Source organism: Collimonas sp. PA-H2 (assembly GCF_002564105.1).
Classification (GTDB): Bacteria; Pseudomonadota; Gammaproteobacteria; order Burkholderiales; family Burkholderiaceae_D; genus Collimonas.
The window spans coordinates 3,765,004-3,785,643 of record NZ_PDBX01000001.1; the positions used below are offsets into that span (position 1 = coordinate 3,765,004).

The following is a 20,640-nucleotide window of genomic DNA, read 5'->3' on the forward strand; positions in this document are numbered from 1 at the left end:
ACCTTGGTTTTGCTTGCATGGTAAAAACGCCCCGTTGACCGGGGCGTTTTTCTTTTGGGGACAATGCGTTATAGTAGGTCGTGTTGCTAATAATCTAACCTGATCCGGGAGCCTGCATGACAGTCAGCGCAGATAGCCAAGGCGATTTCGAAACGATTGCCCGCTCGATGACGCCTTCCGACCTGGAAGTCATGAGAGCCTTGCTGGAATCTGAGAGGATACCGGCGTTTGTCCTCGATGGCGGCATCAATCAGGTGTATTCGCTGCTGGCGGTCGCCACCGGCGGGGCGCGCTTGCAGGTGGCGTCCGAGCACGTCGCAGCCGCCCGACAGGTCCTGGCGGCTTTCGAGTCCGGCCAGCTGACGCTGGAGGATGAAGTCATCGGCGAAGAGCGTGTTGCGCTGCCGGACAAGCGCAGAGGCCGTGCCCTTGCCATCATGTTCATGAAATTACTGGGTATCGTTTGAATCCCAGTTGTTCATGAACCGACGGTCTTGAAAGTCTCTGCCCACAATTGCTTTACTACGGAGACTTCCGTGGCTATGCGGCTTGCCGCCACGCGAGCTCTTTCTTCTCCCTGCAAGCGCCCCTGATGCTGCAATTTGCGGAAGGTCCGGTAGGCGTCGGCCACCGCGCCGGCCAGCACCGCATCGATCAAGCCCAGTTCAGCGCACAGTTTCAGCAGCGCGATATTGCCGATGTCGGCGGTCAGCTGAGGATAGTCGGCGGCATGGCGCAAGATCAGGAATTGCACCAGGAATTCGATGTCGATCATGCCGCCGGCGTCGTGCTTGAGATCGAAACGCTCGCTGCGGTTCGGATGAGCATCGCGCATTTTCTGGCGCATTTCCAGCACTTCAGTCTGTAGGCGCGCGGCGTCGCGCACCTGGCGCAAGACCTCCACACGCAGGGTTTCGAAACGTTCGCCGATGGCGGCGTCGCCGGCGCAGAAGCGCGCCCGCGTCAGCGCCTGGTGTTCCCACAGCCAGGCCGATTCGCGCTGGTATTTTTCAAACTTGCCGAACGATGACACCAGCAAGCCGCTGGCGCCGTCGGGGCGCAGGGCGATGTCGATATCGAACAGGATGCCGGCCGAAGTGTGGCTGGTCATCCAGGTGATGAAGCGCTGCGCCAGCTTGGCGTACAGGCCGGGACCGTCCTGGTCCTCATCGTCGTACAGGAATACCACATCCAGGTCGGAGACGTAGCCGAGTTCCTTGCCGCCCAGCTTGCCGTAGGCGATCACGGTGAACAGCGGGATTTCGCGGTGGCGCGCCGGCATCATGTTCCAGATCGCCTGCACCGTGGCGGCCACCAAGGCATCCGCCAGGCTCGACAGATGGTCGGCCAGCGCCTCGATGCTGAGCATGCCTTCCAGGTCTTGCGCCAGCAGGCGGAACTGCTGGGCATGATGCATTTCGCGCAGCAGGTCCATCTGGCGTTCGGTATCGCCGGGTGCAGTCTCTAGCTGGCGCCGGCATTCCAGGGCAAACGCCGGCCAGTCCGGCGCTGCGTTGAGGCTGCGCGGATCGAGCAGCTCGTCCAGCAGGATCGGATGCTGGGTCAGGTATTTGGCAGCCCAGTCGCTGGCGCTGATCATGCGGATCACGCGGTGCAGGGTGGCCGGATATTCGGTCAGCAGCGCCAGGTAGGCGGCGCGGCGCGCAATCGCCTCGAGAAAATCCAGCAGACGGTTGAGGGTCGGCAGGTGGCGCTCAGGTTCGGGGATCGCCGCCACCACCGGCAGCGCCGCGTTGACCAGCGCCAGCAGGCGCCCGCGGCTGCTGACGGGCAGGTTCTGCACGCGCGTCGATTGCCAGGTAGTGGCCAGCCGCTGCGCCGCCGCCGAGGCGTCGGAAAAGCCGCAATGGGTGAGGACGATGGCGATGGTTTCGTGATTGTCGCTCTCGCTCAGGGTATGCAGCACATTGTCGGCGTCGTCCCAGTCTTGCTGCGGGTTGCGCTCCTGTTGCTTGTCGTTGAAGATGTCGGCGAACTGGGCATCGACCAGCGTCCGGTGCTGGTCGAGCACCTGCATCAATGCCGGCACGTCGGCAAAGCCCATGGCCTGGGCGATGATCAGGCAATCCGCATCGTTGGTGGGGAAGGTATGTGTTTGCGCATCGTCCAGGTATTGCAGACGGTGTTCCAGATTGCGCAAGAAGTCGTAGGCTGCCAGCAGCTTGTCGACTACTTCGGCATCGAGCAGGTTCTTGCTGGCCAGGGTGCGCAAGGTGGTGCGGGTGGAACGGTCGCGCAGCTCGGCGTCGCGGCCGCCGCGGATCAGCTGGAATACCTGCGCCAGGAATTCTATTTCGCGGATGCCGCCGCGGCCCAGCTTGACGTTGTTGCTGCGTTCCGGATGCAGTGCTTCCAGGCGCTTTACCTCGGTGTGGATCTGCGCATGCATGGAGCGCATGGCGTCGATCGAACCGTAGTCCAGGTAACGGCGGAACACGAACGGGCGGCTGATGTTGGCCAGCGCGGCGATATCTTCTGCGCGGCCGGTGAGGGCGCGCGCCTTGCACCAGGCATAGCGTTCCCATTCGCGGCCCTGGGTCACCAGATAGGTTTCCACCATATTGAAACTGGCCACCAGAGGCCCCGAGGCGCCGTTAGGGCGCAGCGCCATGTCGACCCGGAAGGTAAAGCCGTCTTCGGTGATTTCGGAAAGGGCGCCGATCATCTTCTTGCCCAGCCGGGTGAAAAACTCGTGATTCGACAAGCTGCGCTGGTCGGCGCTGGCAGGCTGGGTGTCGCCATCTTCCGCATAGGCGAAAATCAGATCGATATCGGAAGAGACGTTCAGCTCGCAGCCGCCCAGCTTGCCCATACCGAGCACGATCAGCTCCTGCGGCTGGCCCGATTCTTCGCCCTGCGGCACGCCGTGCAGCGCCACCAGGTCGGCAGTCAGCGCCGCCAGGTGGGTTTGCACCGCGAACTCGGCGAAATGCGTGACTGCGCTGACCACTTCATCCAGATCGGCGCGGCCGTCTAGATCACGTTCGATCAGGGTGCACACCAGCAGGTTGCGCAGGCGGCGCATGGCGCGCGGTAACGGCATGCCGGAATCTGTTTCATTTTGTAACAACTGCTTTAGCAGCGCCGGGCTGAGGGTTAACCTTGCGGCAGAGGCCGCCAGTTGGGCGACCCGCTCGGCGCGTCCGGTTTCGGCATTGATCCAGCGCGTGTAGAAGCGGGAGGCGGCGGTGCTGCTGATGAGGGATGGAGTCACGGGTCTAAAGGGTAAATGAAGCGAAATGGAAAGGAAATAGGCGGCCAGCGCCAGCCTTTTTGTTTTTTTAGCTATCTCGGGCTTTTTTAGCGATATCGGCACTGATCCATGCGAACATATGGGCTGGCAGCTTGTCGAACCTGAGCAACATGCGCAGCTTGCCGCACTGGAATCAATCAGATGCTGTCATCTTATTCTACCTTGAGCTCTCTATTTTACCGATTCTGATTGATGTTGGAACAACAACCAAATTTACCGCCAGCTAGCCGACTTGCAATCTGCTGGCGCGCCGGAATTGCCACCTATAAGCACCTGAACCTGGTAACGCACCACTTGCTGGGCGCTTTGCTGAAGCTGCTGATCGTGGCGTATTTCCTGTTTTGCGGACTGTTTCTGGGTTTGCGCTACGTGGTGCTGCCGAATATCGGCTACTACAAGGCGGAAGTCGAGCAAATCGCCAGCAAGGCCGCGGGCAACCCGATTTCGATCGGCGCCCTGCAGGCATCCTGGCATGGTTTGCAGCCACACCTGACATTAGATAACGTTGTAATTCACGATAAAGGCGGCCAGGCAGCGCTGACCTTGCCGCAGGTGGCCGCGACCATCTCCTGGCGCTCGCTGCTGGTGGGCGGGGTCAGGCTGGCGGCGCTGGAAATCAACAGCCCGGATCTGCAGATCGAACGCGATACGCAGGGCAATCTGTTCGTCGGCGGCATCCTGGTCAATTCCAAGGAAAAGAATGACGGCGCAGGCGCCGAATGGTTGCTGGCGCAGCACCGGATTGTCATCCGCAACGGCCAGCTGCGCTGGCGCGACGATCTGCGCAAGGCGCCTGAACTGACGCTCACAAATATCGATCTGGTTTTGCAGAACCGCTGGCGCCGCCATCAGTTGTCGGTGCGGGCGACGCCGCCGGCCGCGTTTGCCGCGCCGCTCGATGTGCGCGCCAATTTCGTCCATCCGGTATTCGCGCAGAAAACCGCCGACGTCAAACGCTGGACCGGTACGCTGTATGCCAATCTGCACGATACCGATCTGGCGGTCTGGAAAGACTATTTCGATTACCCGCTGGAACTGACACAGGGCCGGGGCACGCTGCAAGCCTGGCTCGATCTCGACCATGCCAAGGTGAGCAACTTTACCGCCGATCTGCAACTGACCAATTTGTCGATGCGGCTGCGGCGCGATTTGCAGCCGCTGGCGCTGGAAAATGTCAGCGGCCGCGTATCCGCCCGTGAAGTGTTGGGGCAGCAGCCATTACTGCAAGATGATGCCGCGGCTTTCGGAGCCAACGGCCATGCCATCGAGCTCACCGATTTTTCCCTGAAGACGGCGGATGGCCTGACGCTGCCGCGCACCAGCATCAGCGAAACCTATGTGCCGGGGCAGGGCAAGGTGGGGGAGAAATATACCCTGCAGGCCAAGGCCTTGGATCTGCAGACCCTGGCCAGCTTCGCCCAGCGCCTGCCGCTGACGGCGCCGCAGATCAAGATGATCGACGACTTTGCGCCGCGCGGCCAGCTACGCGATTTTTCCGCGCAATGGCAGGGTGCTTATCCAGCCATTACTGCCTACAGCGCAAAGGGCCGGTTCGAGGGTCTGACCATCAACCCGCAGCCGCCGCGCGCGGCCCAGCCGAAGACGGCCGGCCAGCCGGCGCAGGCTGCGGTGCCTGGGATTCCCGGGGTCGATAATCTGAGCGGCAGCATCGATGCCAACCAGGATGGCGGAAGCCTGAACCTGGCGTCGGAAAAAATGCAGTTGAATCTGCCCGGGTTTTTTGAGGACCCCTTGCTGCCGTTCGACAAACTGGATATGAAAGCCAGCTGGGCCTTCCAGCAAAAGAATGTGCTGCTGAAAATCGACAGCATGAATTTCGTCCAGGATGGCGTGGTGGGTTCCCTGTCGGGCAGCCATCTGCTGCCTATGCAGGACCGGCACGGCGTCGCGCTGGGGATGATCGACATGAGCGCCACCCTGAGCGAATTCGACCTCAAGAAAATCGGCCGCTATCTGCCTGTCCATACCCCGGAACACCTGCATAACTGGCTGGTCGGCGCGCTGAAGGAAGGTAGCGCCAAGGATGTGGCGATCAAGATCAAGGGCGACCTGGCTGATTTCCCATTTCGCACCGATACGCCGAACGCCAAGCCGAAGGGCGAGTTCAGCGTCGCCGGCAAAATAGAAAACGGCACGCTGGAATATGAGCCCGGTCACTTCGGCCAGGATGGCAAGCAACCTTTGTGGCCATTGCTGGAAAAAATCGACGGCACCTTTTCCCTGGAGCGTACGCGCCTGCAGATCAAGGCAGCCAGCGCCCAGACTTCGGCGGTCGGCGTCAGCGACGTGACCGCCACGGTGCCGGACCTGGCGTCGCACGACGAGATGCTGATAATCGACGGCAATGCCGCCGGCGCCTTGCAGGACTTCCTGCAATTCACCAACAATAGTCCGGTGCTGCACTGGATCGACGGCTTTACCAGCGAGTCGCAAGGCAAGGGCAACGCCAAGCTGCAGCTGAACCTGCAAATACCGTTGGCGCATGCGATCGACACCAAGGTTATCGGCGTCCTGCAGTTCCTTAACAATGATGTGGTCCTGCAAAAGATCATTCCGCCTATCGCCAATGCCAGCGGCAAGCTTGAATTCAATGAAAAAGGCTTCAACCTGAACGGCATCAAGGGCAACCTGCTGGGCGGTCCGGTGCAGGCCAGCGGCGGCACCCAGCCGGATCACCAGACCGTGATCAAGATCGAAGGCACAGGTGGGATCGACGGCTTGCGCGCAATGTATCCCTATCCGGCGATGCAAAAGCTGCTGTCTCACGCCAGCGGCAACAGCCGCTACAGTGCGACCGTCGCCATCCGCGACCATCATCCGGAACTGCTGATCGAATCCAGCCTGCAAGGCATAGCCCTGGATTTCCCTGAACCGCTGCGCAAGAGCGTCAACGATGCCATGCCGCTGAAATTCGAGTGGCTGGGCGTCGCCTCCGACGATGCCGCGATAGCTCGCGATGAGCTCCGGCTGGCGCTGGGCTCCGGCATTGTCGCGCGTTATCAGCGGCAAAAGCCGGTGCTCAAGGCCGAGAATGGCGTTGCCGCTCCGGTGAACAAGGCGGCCGACTGGAAGGTGGTGCGCGGTGGCATCGGTATCAATACGCCGGCGCCGGAGCCGGACAGCGGGCTGGCGATCAACCTGAATGCCAAGACGCTCAATCTGGATGCCTGGAACAACCTGACCAGTGCCTTGAACGAGAGCAGCGCCGCGAAAGCGGGCGAGGAATCGGCCTTGGCCGGCGTGGCGCAATATGCCGAGCCGAACCTGGTGTCGGTGCGCGCCAACCAGCTGGTGTTGCTGGGCAAGACGCTGGATAACGTGGTGGTGGGCGCCTCGCACCAGAAGAATGCCTGGCAGGTCAATATCGATTCCAAACAAGCTTCCGGCTATGTCACCTGGAGCGCATCGCCCAGTGGCCGCGGCCTTGGCGTCGGCAAGGTCACTGCGCGCCTGTCCTCGCTGATCATTCCGCAGGGCGGCGAATCGGATGTTGGCGATGTGCTGGAGGGCAAGGGCGGCTCCACTCAGATTCCGGGGCTGGACATTATCGCTGACGATTTCCAGCTGCTCGGCAAGAAGCTCGGACGGCTGGAGTTGAGCGCCAACAATGTGCGTGCTAATGTCGGCAGCGAATGGCGCATCCATAAACTGTCGATCAAGAACCCTGACGCTGAGTTGAAGGCCGACGGCAAATGGACCACGGTCGACGGCGACAACACCACCAGCCTGACCTATGCCATGGATATCGTCGACGCCGGCAAGCTGCTGGACCGTTTCGGTTTCGCCCACGTGCTGCGCGCCACCAAGGGACGCATGGATGGCGAGGTCAGCTGGAAGGGCTTGCCGTTCACCATGGATATCCCGTCGCTCTCGGGCCAGGTCAACCTGGACATGGCTTCCGGCCAGTTCCTGAAAGTCGATCCCGGCGCCGCCAAGCTGCTGGGCGTGCTGAGCCTGCAATCCCTGCCGCGCCGGCTGACCCTGGATTTCCGCGATATCTTTTCCGAGGGCTTCGCCTTCGACAGCGTGGTCGGGACCGCCACGATTGCGCAGGGCAAGGCGCATACTGATAACTTCAAGATGCGCGGCGTCAGCGCCACCGTATTGATGGACGGCGTCGCCGATATCGCGCGTGAAACCCAAGACCTGCACGTGGCGGTGCTGCCGGAAATCAATGCCGGCACGGCGTCGGTGGTAGCGCTGGCGATCAATCCGGTGATCGGCATCGGCACTTTCCTGGCGCAGTTGTTCCTGCGTGACCCGCTGATGAGGGCTTTTACCTTTGAATATAATATTACCGGCGGCTGGACCGATCCGGTAGTGACCAAGATTGACCACAAGGCAGACGCCCCAGCGGCTACGCCGGAGCTGTCTTCCGGTCGCTAATGCCGGGCGCCGTCCCGTATCGTTTGCTGCTTCAGAGCAGGAGTGCAGAACCATGAATCAAGCCAATTCGCCGCAAGACCGCCCAAGCGCTTTCCAGGTCGCCGCCATCCAGATGGTGTCGACGCCGATACTGGAAGAGAATTTCAATACCGCGCGCCGCCTGGTGGCCGAGGCCGCCGGCCAAGGCGCGCAGCTGGTGCTGCTGCCGGAATACTGGCCGATCATGGGCATGCATGAAACCGATAAGCTGACCTGTGCCGAAGCGCTCGGCCAGGGGCCGATTCAGAACCTGATGGCCCAGCTGGCGGAGCAACACGGCATCTGGCTGATCGGCGGCACCTTGCCGATGATCGCCAACGAAGCCGGCAAGGTGCTCAACACCACCCTGGTGTACGGTCCGCAAGGCCAGCGCGTCAGCCGCTACGACAAGATCCATCTGTTCAGTTTCACCAAAGGCGCGGAGTCGTATGATGAAGCGCGCACCATCGTATACGGCGAGGATGTAGTCAGTTTCCAGGCGCCGTTCGGCAAGGTCGGCTTGTCGGTCTGCTACGACCTGCGCTTCCCCGAGTTGTACCGAGCGCTCGGCGATTGCACGCTGATCGTGGTGCCGGCGGCCTTTACCTATACCACCGGCAATGCCCACTGGGAAACATTGCTGCGCGCCCGTGCCATTGAAAACCAGTGCTATGTGCTGGCCGCAGCCCAGGGCGGCAAGCATCCCAACGGCCGCCGCACCTGGGGCCACAGCATGCTGATCGACCCTTGGGGTGAAATTAAATCGGTGCTGGCTGAAGGCGAGGGACTTGTCAGCGGCAGCATCGACCCCCATTTCCTTAAGGGAGTACGGGATAGTCTGCCTGCGTTGCTGCATCGCAAACTATAGGAATTGTTGGCAATAAATCATCTTTAGCCGGGCGCCGAGAGTACTCGAAACGGCTGCCAATGCGCCATCTGCGAGCGGATGCTCTACAATCCGCATTAAGGCCACTCGCATTAACTCCACCCTATATAGCCGGAATACTATGAAACCATTTGAACCAAACCTGGGTACTTTAGCCATTGCTCGCGATATTCTGCTGACGCCGTTCGGACTGGACGAGTCGAGCCTGCTGAAAGCGCTGGGGACCATGTTCACCCATAAGGTCGATTACGCCGACCTGTACTTCCAGTTCACCAAGAGCGAAGGCTGGAGCCTGGAAGAAGGCATCGTCAAGACCGGCAGTTTCTCTATCGACCAGGGCGTCGGCGTGCGGGCCATTTCCGGCGACAAGACGGCATTTTCCTATTCCGATGAAATTTCCGAGCGTGCGCTGCACGACGCTGCAGTGGCAACCCGCACCATCGCGCGCCAAGGCGCTGGCAAGATCAAGATCGCCGGCGGCATGCAGCAAAGCGGCGGCCGTTCGCTGTATCTGCCGCACGACCCGCTGGTGTCGATGGACGCCACCGAGAAAGTCAAGTTGCTGGAGCGGGTGGAACGCATGGCGCGCGCCAAGGACCCGCGCGTGGTGCAGGTCATGGCCGGCCTGGCGGCGGAATACGATGTGGTGCTGGTGGCGCGCAGCGACGGCGTCATTGCCGCCGATATCCGGCCATTGGTGCGGCTGTCGGTGACGGTCATCGTCGAACAGAACGGCCGCCGCGAAACCGGCAGCAGTGGCGGTGGCGGCCGTTATAGCTACGATTATTTCAGCGACGCTCTGATCGAGCAATATGCCGAGGATGCGGTTTCTTCCGCACTGGTCAACCTGGATGCGCGTCCGGCGCCGGCGGGTCCGATGACCGTGGTGCTCGGCCCAGGCTGGCCCGGCATCCTGCTGCACGAAGCGATCGGCCACGGCCTCGAAGGCGACTTTAACCGCAAGGGCTCGAGCACCTTCTCCGGCCGCATCGGCGAGCGTGTCGCCGCCAAGGGCGTCACCGTGGTGGACGACGGCACCATCGCCGACCGCCGCGGTTCGCTGAATATCGATGATGAAGGCAATCCTAGCCAGTGCACCACCCTGATTGAAGACGGCATCCTGAAGGGCTATATCCAGGACACTATGAACGCGCGCCTGATGAAGATGCCGGTCACCGGCAATGCGCGCCGCGAATCGTTCGCCCATCTGCCGATGCCGCGCATGACCAATACCTACATGCTGGCCGGCGACAAGGATCCGGCGGAGATCCTCGCATCGGTGAAAAACGGTTTGTACGCGGTGAACTTCGGCGGCGGCCAGGTCGACATCACCAACGGCAAGTTCGTGTTCTCGGCCAGCGAAGCCTACATGATCGAAAACGGCAAGGTCACCTATCCGGTCAAGGGCGCAACCCTGATCGGCAACGGTCCTGACGTCTTGAACCGGGTCTCCATGATCGGCAACGACATGCAGCTCGATCCGGGCGTCGGCGTGTGCGGCAAGGAAGGCCAGAGCGTGCCGGTAGGCGTCGGCCAGCCGACCCTGCGTATCGATGGAGTGACTGTCGGCGGGACGGCCTGACCAGATGGCGCAACCGGCAATGATGGAATGGCGCTGGCTGCCGTTCCAGGACTTGAGTGCTGCGCAATTGTATGCAGCGATGCAATTGCGCCAGCGTGTGTTCGTGGTTGAGCAAACCTGCGTATTCCTCGATGCCGATGGCATCGATCTGGAATCCTGGCATGGCCTGGGTTATCTGCCGGGAGGTGAACTGGGTGCTTATGCGCGCATCGTGCCGCCGGGTAAAGCCTTTCGCCTGCCGTCGATAGGGCGGGTAGTCACTGCACCGGAGCTGCGCGGCAAGAGCGCAGGCCATGAGCTGATGCAGCAGGCGATGGCGCAGACCGCAAAGCTGTTCCCCGGGCAGGACGTCAAGATCGGAGCGCAAGCGCACCTGCAGCGCTTTTATGGTCGTTTTGGCTTCGCAGCGGTCGGCGAGCTGTACGACGAAGACGGCATTGCACACATCCACATGATTGCGCCGCCTGCCTTGGCGGCGAAGTAATCAAATGACGTGGGCGGTATATTCGCCCACGCTCGATTTGCCCGTACGGACGTCATTGGCCGCGTTCGTATTCAGTGGTCCGGCTCCAGCAATTCGATGCGGTTGCCAAACGGATCTTCCGTAAAAATCCTGGTAAAGCCGGTGATCGGCACATCGTGCTTGACGTTGTGGCCGGCCTCGGTCAGCGCCGCAACCAGTGGCGCCAGTTTGTCCACCACTAATCCGGGATGTGCTTTTCGCGCCGGCCGGAATTCCTGTTCCACCCCCAGGTGCAACTGCACCGCGCCACACAAAAACCATACGCCGCCCCTGGCAGCCAGATCAGCTGGCTTTGGCAGTTCGACAAGCCCCAGGATATCGCTGTAAAAACGGCGCGCGGCGTCTTCATGGGCAGCCGGCATCGCCAGCTGCACGTGGTCTATTCCGATAACGGGCATTGCATCCTCACTATTGGGTTTGCATATCCACACAGAGAACCATTTTATCATCGCCGGCGAAATGGCAGGCCGCGCATGCGCAGCGTTCATGCGGCGCTGCGCACCGGGAATTTTAAGATCCGGCATTCCAAATTACGCCGGAATCGGGTTATCCTGAGCGATCAGATCGATGCCGGCCGCCCAACCATAAGGATGCTGAATGAGCCATGAATTGCCGTCCATTCCCGAACGCTTCAATGTTGATGACAGAACGTTCATGGAAGAGATCGCTGCGCAATACCAGCCTGTGGTTTTGCGCGGCTACGTAAAAAACTGGCCGGCGGTGCAGGTGGCGCAGACCTCGGACGAAGCAGTCTGCGCCTATCTGAAAAAACTGGATAACGGTAGCGATGTCGACGCCATCATGATGCGGCCGGAAGCCAAGGGCCGCATCTTTTACGACGAAGCCATGAATGGCTTCAATTATCTGCGCAATCGTCTGCCGGTCTCGGCGATTCTCGACCAGTTGCTGCGTTATCGCTCCTTCCCCAATCCGCCGGCGGTCGCCGCGCAAAGTGCGTTGATCGCCAATTGCCTGCCAGGTTTCCTGGAGCAGAATAAATTGTCGATGCTTGGCCCCAAGGTCATTCCCAGGATTTGGATAGGCAATGCCGTGACCACTCCTGCGCATTTCGACGATGCCCACAATATCGCCTGCGTGGTCAGCGGCAAGCGCCGCTTCACCTTGTTTCCGCCGGAACAGATCGGCAACCTGTATATCGGGCCGGTGGATTTTGCCCCAACAGGCGCGCCGATCAGCATGGTGTCGCTGAAGGAACCGGACTTCGGCAAGTATCCTAGATTCAGGGACGCACTGGCGGCGGCGCAAGTGGCTGAGCTGGAAGCCGGCGATGCGCTCTACATACCGCCGCTGTGGTGGCATCACGTCGAGTCGCTGCGGGCTTGCAATATCCTCGTCAATTACTGGTGGGGCGGGGCGGTCGGTACTGCGGATTCGATCCATTCCGGCTTTGACAGCCTGATGCTGGCGCTGCTCAACCTGAAGCGCCGGGCGCCGGCCTACCGCCAGGCCTGGGCCGCTGTCTTCAACCATTATGTGTTTGACGAGAACGACGAAGTCGCTACCCATATCCCGCCACACCGGCATGGGATCCTGGGAAATATGTCAGCCGAGCAAGAGCAGCAGGTGAGGAGTTATCTGGCGAACAAGCTGAAAGGCTAGCGCCGCTCTGCACACCTGTTAATGACCGTCAGGCGCGATGCGGCGGTGTAGTCCGGGCGGATCTATTTTGGCCGCAAGACTGACAGGATCAGCGTTATCTGCGCCTCGCTGGCATGCGCGCCCTCCAGCGTCGAGTAGCCGATCCAGGCCCAGTAAGTCCATTCGCCGAGCGCCAGCGCATCGGCTTTCGGCCAGCCAATGTCGCGCAGCAGCTTGGCCAGGTAGGCGATGCGTTTCTGGTCTACCTGCGCTTGCACGCTACTGACACGCTGGTCGGTATTGGACCACGAGCGTATTGCCCGCGACAGCATGAAATCCGCACCGAGAGAACCGGTTATCCAATGGCGTAACTTTACAGCGGCATCGCCTCCAAGGCCTTCCACGCACTCAATCGCAGCCTGTGTATGGCTTTGCTCCCATTCTTCCAGCAGCGCGGATTGATATTCATCCAGGTTTTTGAAATGCCAGTAGAAGCTGCCTTTGGTGACGCCGAGCTGCAGTGCAATCGGCATGATGCGCAAGCCTTGGACGCCTTCCTCGGCAAGTGCGCGCAAGCCGGCATCGAGCCAGCTTTGTCGGTTTTTTCTTTCTTCCATGACGCCACCATACCTAAAGGTATTGACAGTTGCAACTGCAGATGTGATTATCACCATACTGTAAGGTATGGTTGGTTTCTGGCTAAGGCCTGGCGTGGCCATGCTTCCTGAGTTACTCCACCGTGGAAAAGAGGTTGATTGCAATGCTACAAGCTATCGCTCCCAATATTTGGCATGTGCAGCATGAGTTCGCCGCAAATGGTTTACGCATTTCTTCGCGCATGACTGTGGTTCGTCTTGCCAATGGTGCGCTCTGGCTGCATTCGCCGATTCCGATTGACGCCGTTCTTCGTTCTCAGCTGATGGCATTGGGGAAGGTCGACTTCATTGTCGCGCCAAACAAGATGCATCATCTTTTTGCAGCCGAATGCCAGGCTGCTTTTCCTGGTTCCAAGCTGTTTGGAGCGCCCGGATTGAAGGCCAAGCGGCCGGATCTGAAGGAACTGATCGAACTGGATTGCGGGGCCGAAACCGCATGGCAGGATGAGCTCGAACAGCTATTCTTTGGCGGCATCCCCTTGGGCAACGAGACTGTCTGGTTTCACAAAGCCTCGGGTACGCTGATTCTGACGGACCTGTGTCAATGGTGGCAGGGAGAGCTGCCATTTGCCGCCAAGGCATACGCCACGCTTACCGGCGTGCGCCGCCAGTTGGCCGTGCCGAGGATGGTGCGCTGGATGGTGAAAGATCGCCAGGCGGCACGCATCAGCGCGCAAGGGATTCTCCGCTGGCCGATCACGCGTGTCATCTCTGCACATAATGTCATCGTCGAGCAGGATGCGCACGCCGCGCTTGAAAAGGCATTTTCCTGCTTTATCGATGGCTAAGCTTGCAGCTTGAAAGCTGGCGACAGGTGCTTCCGATATCGCTTTTAAGCTATCCTGAGCGGGCCGGTGCAAAAGTGTTTCTCTTCGCTTTCCGGCTGAATATCAACCTGGAGCTTCAACATGAAGGACATCACATCGCCCAAGCAGATCGCCGCCTCGCTGACCGAACACTGGTCGCCGCGGGTGGTGGCGGAAGTTGACGATTCATATATCAAGGTGGCCAAGGTCAAAGGCTCCCTGGCTTGGCACAGCCACGAGAATGAGGACGAGCTGTTCCTGATTCTCAAGGGGCACTTGCGGATTGAAATGGAACAGGGGTCGGTCGAACTTTCCGAGGGTGAGATGTTTGTCGTGCCTAAAGGCGTGCGGCATAATCCGGTGGCCGAAGAAGAGTGCCATCTCATGCTGATCGAGCGCAAATCGACGCTGCATACCGGTGACGTGGTGAGCGAGAAAACCCGTTCTCTGGCTGAGCAGCTGCGTCCCGTGTGATTGGCGGGAGCTACGCTTTCTCTCGCAGCATCGAATCGATTTTGTTCGCTTTCCAGACCGCATACTCTTGCGACAAACAAACCGCGCAAGGCCGGTAGCCGGCCGCTTCAGCGTCGGCCTGATTCAAGAAAAACACCCGGTTCGCAACATAGCCGCCTCTGGCTATCGCTTGCAGCGCCGCGCGGCAGTCGAGTCGGCCATAGATGCGGCTGCGGCGATGGCCGCCCAGGCTGCCCGGCCGGGTGCTGTCATAGTGCTTGCCATCCGCGCCTGTCAGCTGCCATGTCCGGCCGCCATTGCCGGCTTCGGTTTTCAATCGCGGCTTTCCCGTTCCAGCAGGGCGCGCTTGCGCTCCACGCCCCAGCGATAGCCGGAACCGCTGCCGTCGCTGCGTATCACGCGATGGCAGGGAATCGCCACCGCCAGGGTATTGGCGGCGCAGGCTTGCGCAACGGCGCGAACGGCTTTAGGCGAGCCGATGCGGGCGGCGATTTCAGCGTAACTCGCAGTGCTGCCGACGGGGATTTCGCGCAGGGCCTGCCATACCCTTTGCTGGAACGCCGTGCCGCGCACATCCAGCGGTAAATCGAGGCCGAGTGCCGGCGCTTCGATGAAGCCGACCACTTGCGCCACCAACTGCTCGAAATCGTGGTCGGCGCCGATCAGATGGGCGCGCGGGAATTGATCCTGCAGGTCATGCGCCAGCGCGTTCGGATCGTCGCCCAGCAGGATCGCGCAGACGCCGCGATCGCTTTGCGCCACCAGGATCGCACCCAGTGAGCATTGGCCAATGGCGAAGCGGATCTCGGTGTTGGCGCCGCCGGCGCGATAGTCGGTGGGGGTCATTCCCAGCACTTTTCCCGAGGCTTCGTAGAAGCGGCTATTCGAGTTGAAACCGGCGTCGTAGATGGCCTCGGTGACGGAATGGCTGCGGCTCAGATGGTCGCGTACTTTCCTGGCGCGGTTGGCATTGGCGTAGCTTTTCGGCGTCAGGCCGGTGACGGCTTTGAATACGCGGTGGAAGTGATACACGCTAAGGCCGGCATCGGCCGCCAGCATTTCCAGGCTGGGCAGTTCCAGCGCGGTCTCGATGCTGCGGCAGGCGGTGGAGACCAGTTCGGCGTGCTGGGCTGCGACCGTGGTCTGGTCGGCGCCGCGTTTGCTGGGCCGGTAGCCGGCCGCTTCAGCGGCCGCCGGAGTGTCGAAGAATTCCACGTTTTCGGGACGCGGCAAGCGGGTCGGGCTGCTCGGGCGGCAGTACACGCCGGTGGTTTTGACAGCATACACAAACAATTTGTCTGCGGCGGGATCTCTGGCCAGCACCGCGTTCCAGCGCGGATCGCGCTCAGCGGTTTGCTTGGCAGTGTACTGGTGTGATGTCAGGGTTCGCATATCTGCTTCCGGTTGGATTGGTGTAGCTCTACTTTAGCCACGCGGCTGGCTACCTACACTCCGGGTCTTGCTTTCAAATTCAAATAATCTATTCAGCGGCGGCAGCTTTCGGCAGACGCCACAAATACCAGGACGCCACGGTGCGATAGGGGCTCCAGGCCAGGCCGATTTCGCTGATCTGTTTTTTAGTCGGTGTCTGCGCCAGGTTTTTCAGGCGGCGGTAGCCTTCGCGCACGCCGAAATCGTCGGCCGGCAAGATGTCCGAGCGCTCCAACGTGTAAATCAGCAGCATCTCGACGGTCCAGCGGCCGACGCCGCGCAGCGGCAGCAGGCGTTCTATCAGCGCCTCGTCGCTCATCTTCAAGGCTTCCTTGCGCAAGGGAACCACGCCGTCCAGCGCCGCCTGCGCAATGCCGTGGATGGTGGCGATCTTGTTGGCGGAGAAGCCGCAGCCGCGCAGTGTTTCGACCCTGGTATCAAGCAGTTGCCGGGCGGTAGGGAAATTTTGTTCGCCCTGGTCGCCATATAGGGCCAGCATGCGGCCAAGGATGGCGTCGCCGGCGCGCACATGCAACTGCTGATAGGCGATCGCTCGCACCAGCGCCTGGTATGGTTCGCGCGCCGGCTTGGCGGCGTGGCGGCAAGGACCGATGTTAGCAATGTGGCGCGCCCAGTCCTGGTCCAGCGCTGACAGGAAAGTCTCTGCGCGGCGATAAGCGGCTTCCGAAATATCTGCGGCAATCTTCACTAGGCTACCTTGCGAAAAGTGAGGTTGATGCGCTGCCGGCCCAGCAAGGGGTGTTCGGCTTCCTTCAGCGGCAGTATGCCGTGAAAGCGCAAGCGGTCGGGGCCACCCCACACCACGACATCGCCGTGGAACAGCGGCACCCTGGCAGCCTTGTCGCTGCGCTCATTACCGCCGAACAGGAACATCGCAGGAATGCCTAGCGACACCGAGACGATAGGCGCGCCATAGTCGAGCTCATCCTTGTCCTGATGCAGCGTCAGCCTGGTTCCCGGCGCATAGCGGTTGACCAGGCAAGCTTCGGGAACGAAGCCATCGTAGCCGGCTTGGGCAGCGGCGCTTTGCGCCAGCTGCAGGAAGCTGGGCGGCATCGGTGGCCACTGTTTGCCGTTGTCAGGGTCGATGGCGCTGTAGCGATAGCCGCGGCGGTCGCTGGTCCAGCCGAGGGCGCCGCAGCAGGTCATTGCGACCGACATGCGGAAGCCGCCCGGCGTCACCAGGTGGCGGAACGGCGATGCGCGTTCGATCAGCGCCAGCGCCGGCAGCAGTTGCTGCACGTAGGGCAGGGCGAAGGCGCGCAGGACGAAGGCGCCCGGGGCTAGCTGTTCCTGGCGCTGTTCGGTCGGTTCCAGCGAATCAAATAAATCGAGAGTCATGCTGTTTTTTCATTGAGCGTCGTGAAAAATCACGCCTAAGGTGTGCCGTGTCCCGGAACGGATGCGGCTGACGCCATGCCGTAAATTTACCCTATATGCGCCGCGCTGGCCTTGCAGCGGCCGGTTGTTGACCGCGAAAATCACCGCATCGCCCTGGCTGAGCGGCACGACTTCCGCGCGCGATTGCATGCGCGGCCGCTGTTCGGTCATCACGAATTCGCCGCCGCTGAAATCCTGCCCTGGCTGTGACAGCAGGATCGCCGCCTGCAAGGGAAATACATGTTCGCCATACAAATCCTGGTGCAAGCAGTTGTAGTCGCCCGCGCCATATTGCAGCATCAGCGGTGTCGGCCGCCGCTGGCCTGCGGCATGGCAGCGGGCGATGAAATTGGCATGCTGCAAGGGGAAACGGACATCGATATTCATGGTGGCGTGCCAGCGGTTGGCAATCGCCACCAGCTGCGGATAAAGCATGCTGCGCAGGTCGCCGACCAGGTCCGGCAGCGGATAGTCGAAATACTGATATTCGCCGCGGCCGAAGCCGTGGCGTTCCATCACGATACGGCTGCGAAACAGATCCTTGCGGGCGTAAAGCGCAATCAGTGCCTGGCATTCCTCCGCTGTCAGCAGCTGCGTTAGCAGGGCGCTGCCGTAACTGTCCAGGTCGTGAGCAATGGCGTTCCAGTCTGCGCCGCCGATCCGTTCTGCGATTGAGGCCTGGCTGCCAACCGCCGCGCGCAGTGTATTCATCATTTCTCCGTATCGGTTTGATTGCAGCCAGTATAGCCAGACGGTCCGATACGCCGCACCCCGACTCTTGCGGTCAAATTCGGCGATGTAGCGGCTTCATGAAATTACTGCTCGATAAACATTAAATTCTCTATATATTTGATTTGCAGTCAAGTATGAATTGTCGGCACAGTGGTTTTTCTTTGTCTTTGCAGCGCTCAAACTGCATGGCGTTAAATTACAACAGGAAACCATCATGCCACTTGCACTCTGGGCGCTCACACTCAGCGCTTTTGCCATAGGAACCACCGAATTCGTGATTGTCGGCCTGATTCCGACCATTGCCGCCAGCCTTGGCGTCTCGGTACCTTCCGCCGGCCTTCTCGTCAGCCTCTACGCGCTCGGCGTCGCGGTCGGCGCGCCGGTGCTCACCGCGCTGACCGGCCGCGTGCCGCGCAAGCATTTGCTGCTGGGCTTGATGGCGCTGTTCACCATCGGCAACCTGGTGGCGTGGATGGCGCCGGGTTATGAAGCCCTGATAGCGGCGCGCGTCCTAACCGGCCTGGCGCACGGCGTGTTCTTTTCCATCGGCTCGACCATCGCTACCAGCCTGGTGCCCAAGGAAAAGGCGGCTAGCGCGATCGCAATCATGTTCACCGGCCTGACCGTGGCGCTGGTCACCGGCGTGCCGCTGGGGACCTGGATCGGCCAGACCTGGGGCTGGCAGTCGACTTTCCTGGCCGTGTCGCTGCTGGGTGTGATCGCCTTTGCCGGCAGCTGGATGCTGGTGCCGCATGATATTGCGGGCAGCAAGCCGGCCTCGCTGCGGACCCAGGCCGCCGTGCTGAAGAAACCGCGCCTGCTGTTGGTGTATGCGATCACGGCGCTGGGTTATGGCGGCTCCTTCATCGCCTTTACCTATCTGGCGCCGATTTTGCAGGAGATATCAGGGTTTTCAGCTTCGACCGTCAGCCTGGTGATGCTGGTATACGGCGTTTCGGTAGCCTTCGGCAATATCTGGGGCGGCAAACTGGCCGACAGGAAGGGGCCGGTTCGCGCCTTGCAGCTCGTCTTTGCCATGCTGGCGGTGGTCTTGTTTGTCCTGACTTTCACGGCATCGAATCCATGGCTGGCAGTGCTGACGGTGCTGGCATGGGGTGCATTCGCCTTCGGCAATGTGCCGGGCTTGCAGGTGTATGTCGTGCAACAAGCTGAACGGCATGCGCCGCGCGCTGTGGATGTTGCGTCCGGCCTGAACATCGCGGCATTCAATGTCGGCATCGCGCTGGGGGCCTGGGGCGGCGGCCTGATCGTCAGCCATCTTGGCCTGATGGCGACGCCTTGGATCGGCGCTATCGTGGTGCTGGGCGCGCTGGGACTGACTTCGCTGGCGGGGCGGCTGGACCGGCGTGACGGGATTGCGCCTATCGTTGGGTCGGGGCGTGCGGTTGCCATGCATTGATGGGTAAGCCCTGTACTGCTGTGTGTGAAGATTGCCAAATTGCATTTTTCGGATGCTGACGTATATACCTCGTTGTCCGCTTAGCTAGATTGGCGATGATTTTGGCTGGTCGCGGGCTGTGGTATTCCTGGCCTTGCCAAATTTCTAGAATTACTGCACTATTAGTCTTGATTTTAATAATCCTTTACTGAAAACCATGTCTTTCGCACGCGCTTATTTCTTTTTTTACTTTAGCTATTCCAGCCCCACGGCGGTGAAAAGCGGTAAGCGTTCGTAAGTAAAGAGCAAACCGAAATTTCTAAAAAACCGCCAGCGATGGCGGTTTTTTTATACCCAGTCACTTTTTGAGCCAGGAGAAAAACATGCTACGCACCGACGATCTGCGCATACGGGAAATGAAAGAATTAGTTCCGCCATCACATTTGATCCGCGAATTCGGCTGCTCCGAGAAAGTGGCGGAAACTGCCGCCAATTCCCGGATTGCCTTGCATCGCATCTTGCACGGCCAGGATGACCGCCTGATGGTGGTGATCGGGCCTTGCTCGATCCACGATACCAAAGCGGCAATGGAATACGCCGGCCGCCTGATCGGCGAGCGCGAGCGCTTCAAGGGCGAGTTGGAAATCGTCATGCGCGTGTACTTCGAAAAGCCGCGCACCACGGTCGGCTGGAAGGGGCTGATCAACGATCCTTACATGGACAACAGCTTCCGCATCAACGACGGCTTGCGCATGGCGCGCGAACTGCTGCTGAACATCAATGAGCTGGGCCTGCCGGCCGGCACCGAATTCCTCGATGTGATCAGCCCGCAATACATCGCCGACCTGATCAGCTGGGGTGCGATCGGCGCCCGCACCACCGAATCGCAGGTGCATCGCGAACTGGCGTCCGGCTTGTCATGCCCGGTCGGTTTCAAGAATGGCACCGACGGCAACATCAAGATCGCGGTGGACGCCATCAAGGCGGCTTCGCAGCCGCATCATTTCCTGTCGGTGACCAAGGGCGGCCACTCGGCCATCGTGTCGACCAACGGTAATGAAGACTGCCATATCATCCTGCGCGGCGGCAAGGCGCCCAACTACGACGCCGCCAGCGTCGATGCGGCTTGCAAGGATATCGCCGGCAGCGGCCTGGCGTCGCGCCTGATGATCGACGCTTCGCATGCAAACAGTTCGAAGAAGCCGGAAAACCAGATCCCGGTGTGCGCCGATATCGGCCGTCAGATTGCCGCTGGCGATGGCCGCATTGTTGGCGTCATGGTGGAGTCACACCTGATAGCGGGCCGCCAGGACCTGGTGCCGGGCAAGGAACTGGTGTACGGCCAGTCGGTGACTGACGGTTGCATCAACTGGGAAGAAAGCGTCGCGGTGCTGGAAGACCTGGCGGCGTCAGTTCGGCAGCGGCGCTTGCTGAACGCCAGCCCGGCCTGAA

Annotated in this window: 18 protein-coding genes; 10 read left to right on the top strand and 8 right to left on the bottom strand. The window is 60.6% G+C overall.

Annotation, left to right across the window (positions count from 1 at the left end):
• Positions 1–116 precede the first annotated feature (116 nt).
• On the top strand, positions 117–467 hold the full coding sequence (locus BCF11_RS17315) for a DUF2007 domain-containing protein (RefSeq protein WP_098495841.1): 351 nt from the start codon (positions 117–119) through the stop codon (positions 465–467).
• Between the two features lie 11 nt (positions 468–478).
• On the opposite strand, the gene glnE is transcribed toward BCF11_RS17315, so the two are convergent.
• Positions 479–3,235 carry a bifunctional [glutamate--ammonia ligase]-adenylyl-L-tyrosine phosphorylase/[glutamate--ammonia-ligase] adenylyltransferase gene (glnE, locus tag BCF11_RS17320; RefSeq protein ID WP_098495842.1) on the bottom strand — a complete coding sequence of 919 codons (2,757 nt, stop codon included), beginning with the start codon at positions 3,233–3,235 and terminating at the stop codon, positions 479–481.
• 231 nt (positions 3,236–3,466) lie between these two features.
• Between glnE and BCF11_RS17325 the strand changes: the two genes are divergently transcribed.
• The 4 genes from BCF11_RS17325 (at position 3,467) to BCF11_RS17340 (ending at position 10,651) form a co-directional block, all read left to right on the top strand.
• On the top strand, positions 3,467–7,681 hold the full coding sequence (locus tag BCF11_RS17325) for a YhdP family protein (RefSeq protein ID WP_233212520.1): 4,215 nt from the start codon (positions 3,467–3,469) through the stop codon (positions 7,679–7,681).
• Positions 7,682–7,733: 52 nt separating this feature from the next.
• Positions 7,734–8,567 carry a carbon-nitrogen hydrolase family protein gene (locus BCF11_RS17330; protein WP_098495844.1) on the top strand — a complete coding sequence of 278 codons (834 nt, stop codon included), beginning with the start codon at positions 7,734–7,736 and terminating at the stop codon, positions 8,565–8,567.
• A 139-nt stretch (positions 8,568–8,706) separates the two neighbouring features.
• On the top strand, positions 8,707–10,167 hold the full coding sequence (tldD, locus tag BCF11_RS17335) for a metalloprotease TldD (protein ID WP_098495845.1): 1,461 nt from the start codon (positions 8,707–8,709) through the stop codon (positions 10,165–10,167).
• A 4-nt stretch (positions 10,168–10,171) separates the two neighbouring features.
• Complete coding sequence (locus BCF11_RS17340) at positions 10,172–10,651, top strand: GNAT family N-acetyltransferase (RefSeq protein WP_233212521.1); 480 nt, start codon at positions 10,172–10,174, stop codon at positions 10,649–10,651.
• 71 nt (positions 10,652–10,722) lie between these two features.
• On the opposite strand, the gene BCF11_RS17345 is transcribed toward BCF11_RS17340, so the two are convergent.
• Complete coding sequence (locus BCF11_RS17345) at positions 10,723–11,088, bottom strand: VOC family protein (RefSeq protein ID WP_098495846.1); 366 nt, start codon at positions 11,086–11,088, stop codon at positions 10,723–10,725.
• 199 nt (positions 11,089–11,287) lie between these two features.
• Here BCF11_RS17345 and BCF11_RS17350 point away from each other — a divergent pair, with 199 nt between their 5' ends.
• Positions 11,288–12,310 carry a cupin-like domain-containing protein gene (locus BCF11_RS17350; protein WP_098495847.1) on the top strand — a complete coding sequence of 341 codons (1,023 nt, stop codon included), beginning with the start codon at positions 11,288–11,290 and terminating at the stop codon, positions 12,308–12,310.
• A gap of 62 nt (positions 12,311–12,372) precedes the next feature.
• Here BCF11_RS17350 and BCF11_RS17355 read toward each other — a convergent pair whose 3' ends face one another.
• Positions 12,373–12,906 (bottom strand): TetR/AcrR family transcriptional regulator, encoded by a 534-nt coding sequence (locus BCF11_RS17355; protein WP_158229220.1) that lies wholly within the window; start codon positions 12,904–12,906, stop codon positions 12,373–12,375.
• A gap of 143 nt (positions 12,907–13,049) precedes the next feature.
• Between BCF11_RS17355 and BCF11_RS17360 the strand changes: the two genes are divergently transcribed.
• Entirely contained in the window at positions 13,050–13,733 is a 684-nt protein-coding gene (locus tag BCF11_RS17360) for a DUF4336 domain-containing protein (protein WP_098495849.1), read from the top strand.
• Between the two features lie 120 nt (positions 13,734–13,853).
• A complete protein-coding gene (locus BCF11_RS17365; RefSeq protein ID WP_098495850.1) occupies positions 13,854–14,225 on the top strand; it encodes a cupin domain-containing protein in 372 nt (123 codons plus the stop codon).
• Between the two features lie 10 nt (positions 14,226–14,235).
• Here the strand turns inward: BCF11_RS17365 and BCF11_RS17370 are convergent, their stop codons facing one another.
• The 5 genes from BCF11_RS17370 to BCF11_RS17390 all read right to left on the bottom strand — a co-directional run bounded on the left by BCF11_RS17370 (position 14,236) and on the right by BCF11_RS17390 (position 17,771).
• Positions 14,236–14,541: an Ada metal-binding domain-containing protein gene (locus tag BCF11_RS17370; RefSeq protein ID WP_098495851.1), complete on the bottom strand. Its 306-nt coding sequence runs from the start codon at positions 14,539–14,541 to the stop codon at positions 14,236–14,238.
• The gene (gene ada, locus BCF11_RS17375) at positions 14,538–15,617 is read right to left on the bottom strand and encodes a bifunctional DNA-binding transcriptional regulator/O6-methylguanine-DNA methyltransferase Ada (protein WP_098495852.1); all 1,080 of its coding nucleotides are present in this window, start codon (positions 15,615–15,617) and stop codon (positions 14,538–14,540) included. The genes BCF11_RS17370 and ada overlap by 4 nt, the downstream gene beginning before the upstream one ends.
• An 88-nt stretch (positions 15,618–15,705) precedes the next feature.
• Positions 15,706–16,365 carry a DNA-3-methyladenine glycosylase gene (locus tag BCF11_RS17380; RefSeq protein ID WP_098495853.1) on the bottom strand — a complete coding sequence of 220 codons (660 nt, stop codon included), beginning with the start codon at positions 16,363–16,365 and terminating at the stop codon, positions 15,706–15,708.
• The gene (gene alkB, locus BCF11_RS17385) at positions 16,365–17,018 is read right to left on the bottom strand and encodes a DNA oxidative demethylase AlkB (RefSeq protein WP_098495854.1); all 654 of its coding nucleotides are present in this window, start codon (positions 17,016–17,018) and stop codon (positions 16,365–16,367) included. Before alkB ends, BCF11_RS17380 begins: the two co-directional genes overlap by 1 nt.
• 9 nt (positions 17,019–17,027) lie before the next feature.
• Positions 17,028–17,771 carry a 2OG-Fe(II) oxygenase gene (locus BCF11_RS17390; protein ID WP_199110899.1) on the bottom strand — a complete coding sequence of 248 codons (744 nt, stop codon included), beginning with the start codon at positions 17,769–17,771 and terminating at the stop codon, positions 17,028–17,030.
• 232 nt (positions 17,772–18,003) lie between these two features.
• Between BCF11_RS17390 and BCF11_RS17395 the strand changes: the two genes are divergently transcribed.
• Positions 18,004–19,209 (top strand): MFS transporter, encoded by a 1,206-nt coding sequence (locus BCF11_RS17395; RefSeq protein ID WP_098497550.1) that lies wholly within the window; start codon positions 18,004–18,006, stop codon positions 19,207–19,209.
• Between the two features lie 362 nt (positions 19,210–19,571).
• On the top strand, positions 19,572–20,639 hold the full coding sequence (gene aroG, locus BCF11_RS17400; RefSeq protein WP_098495856.1) for a 3-deoxy-7-phosphoheptulonate synthase AroG: 1,068 nt from the start codon (positions 19,572–19,574) through the stop codon (positions 20,637–20,639).
• Position 20,640: the final 1 nt, after the last annotated feature.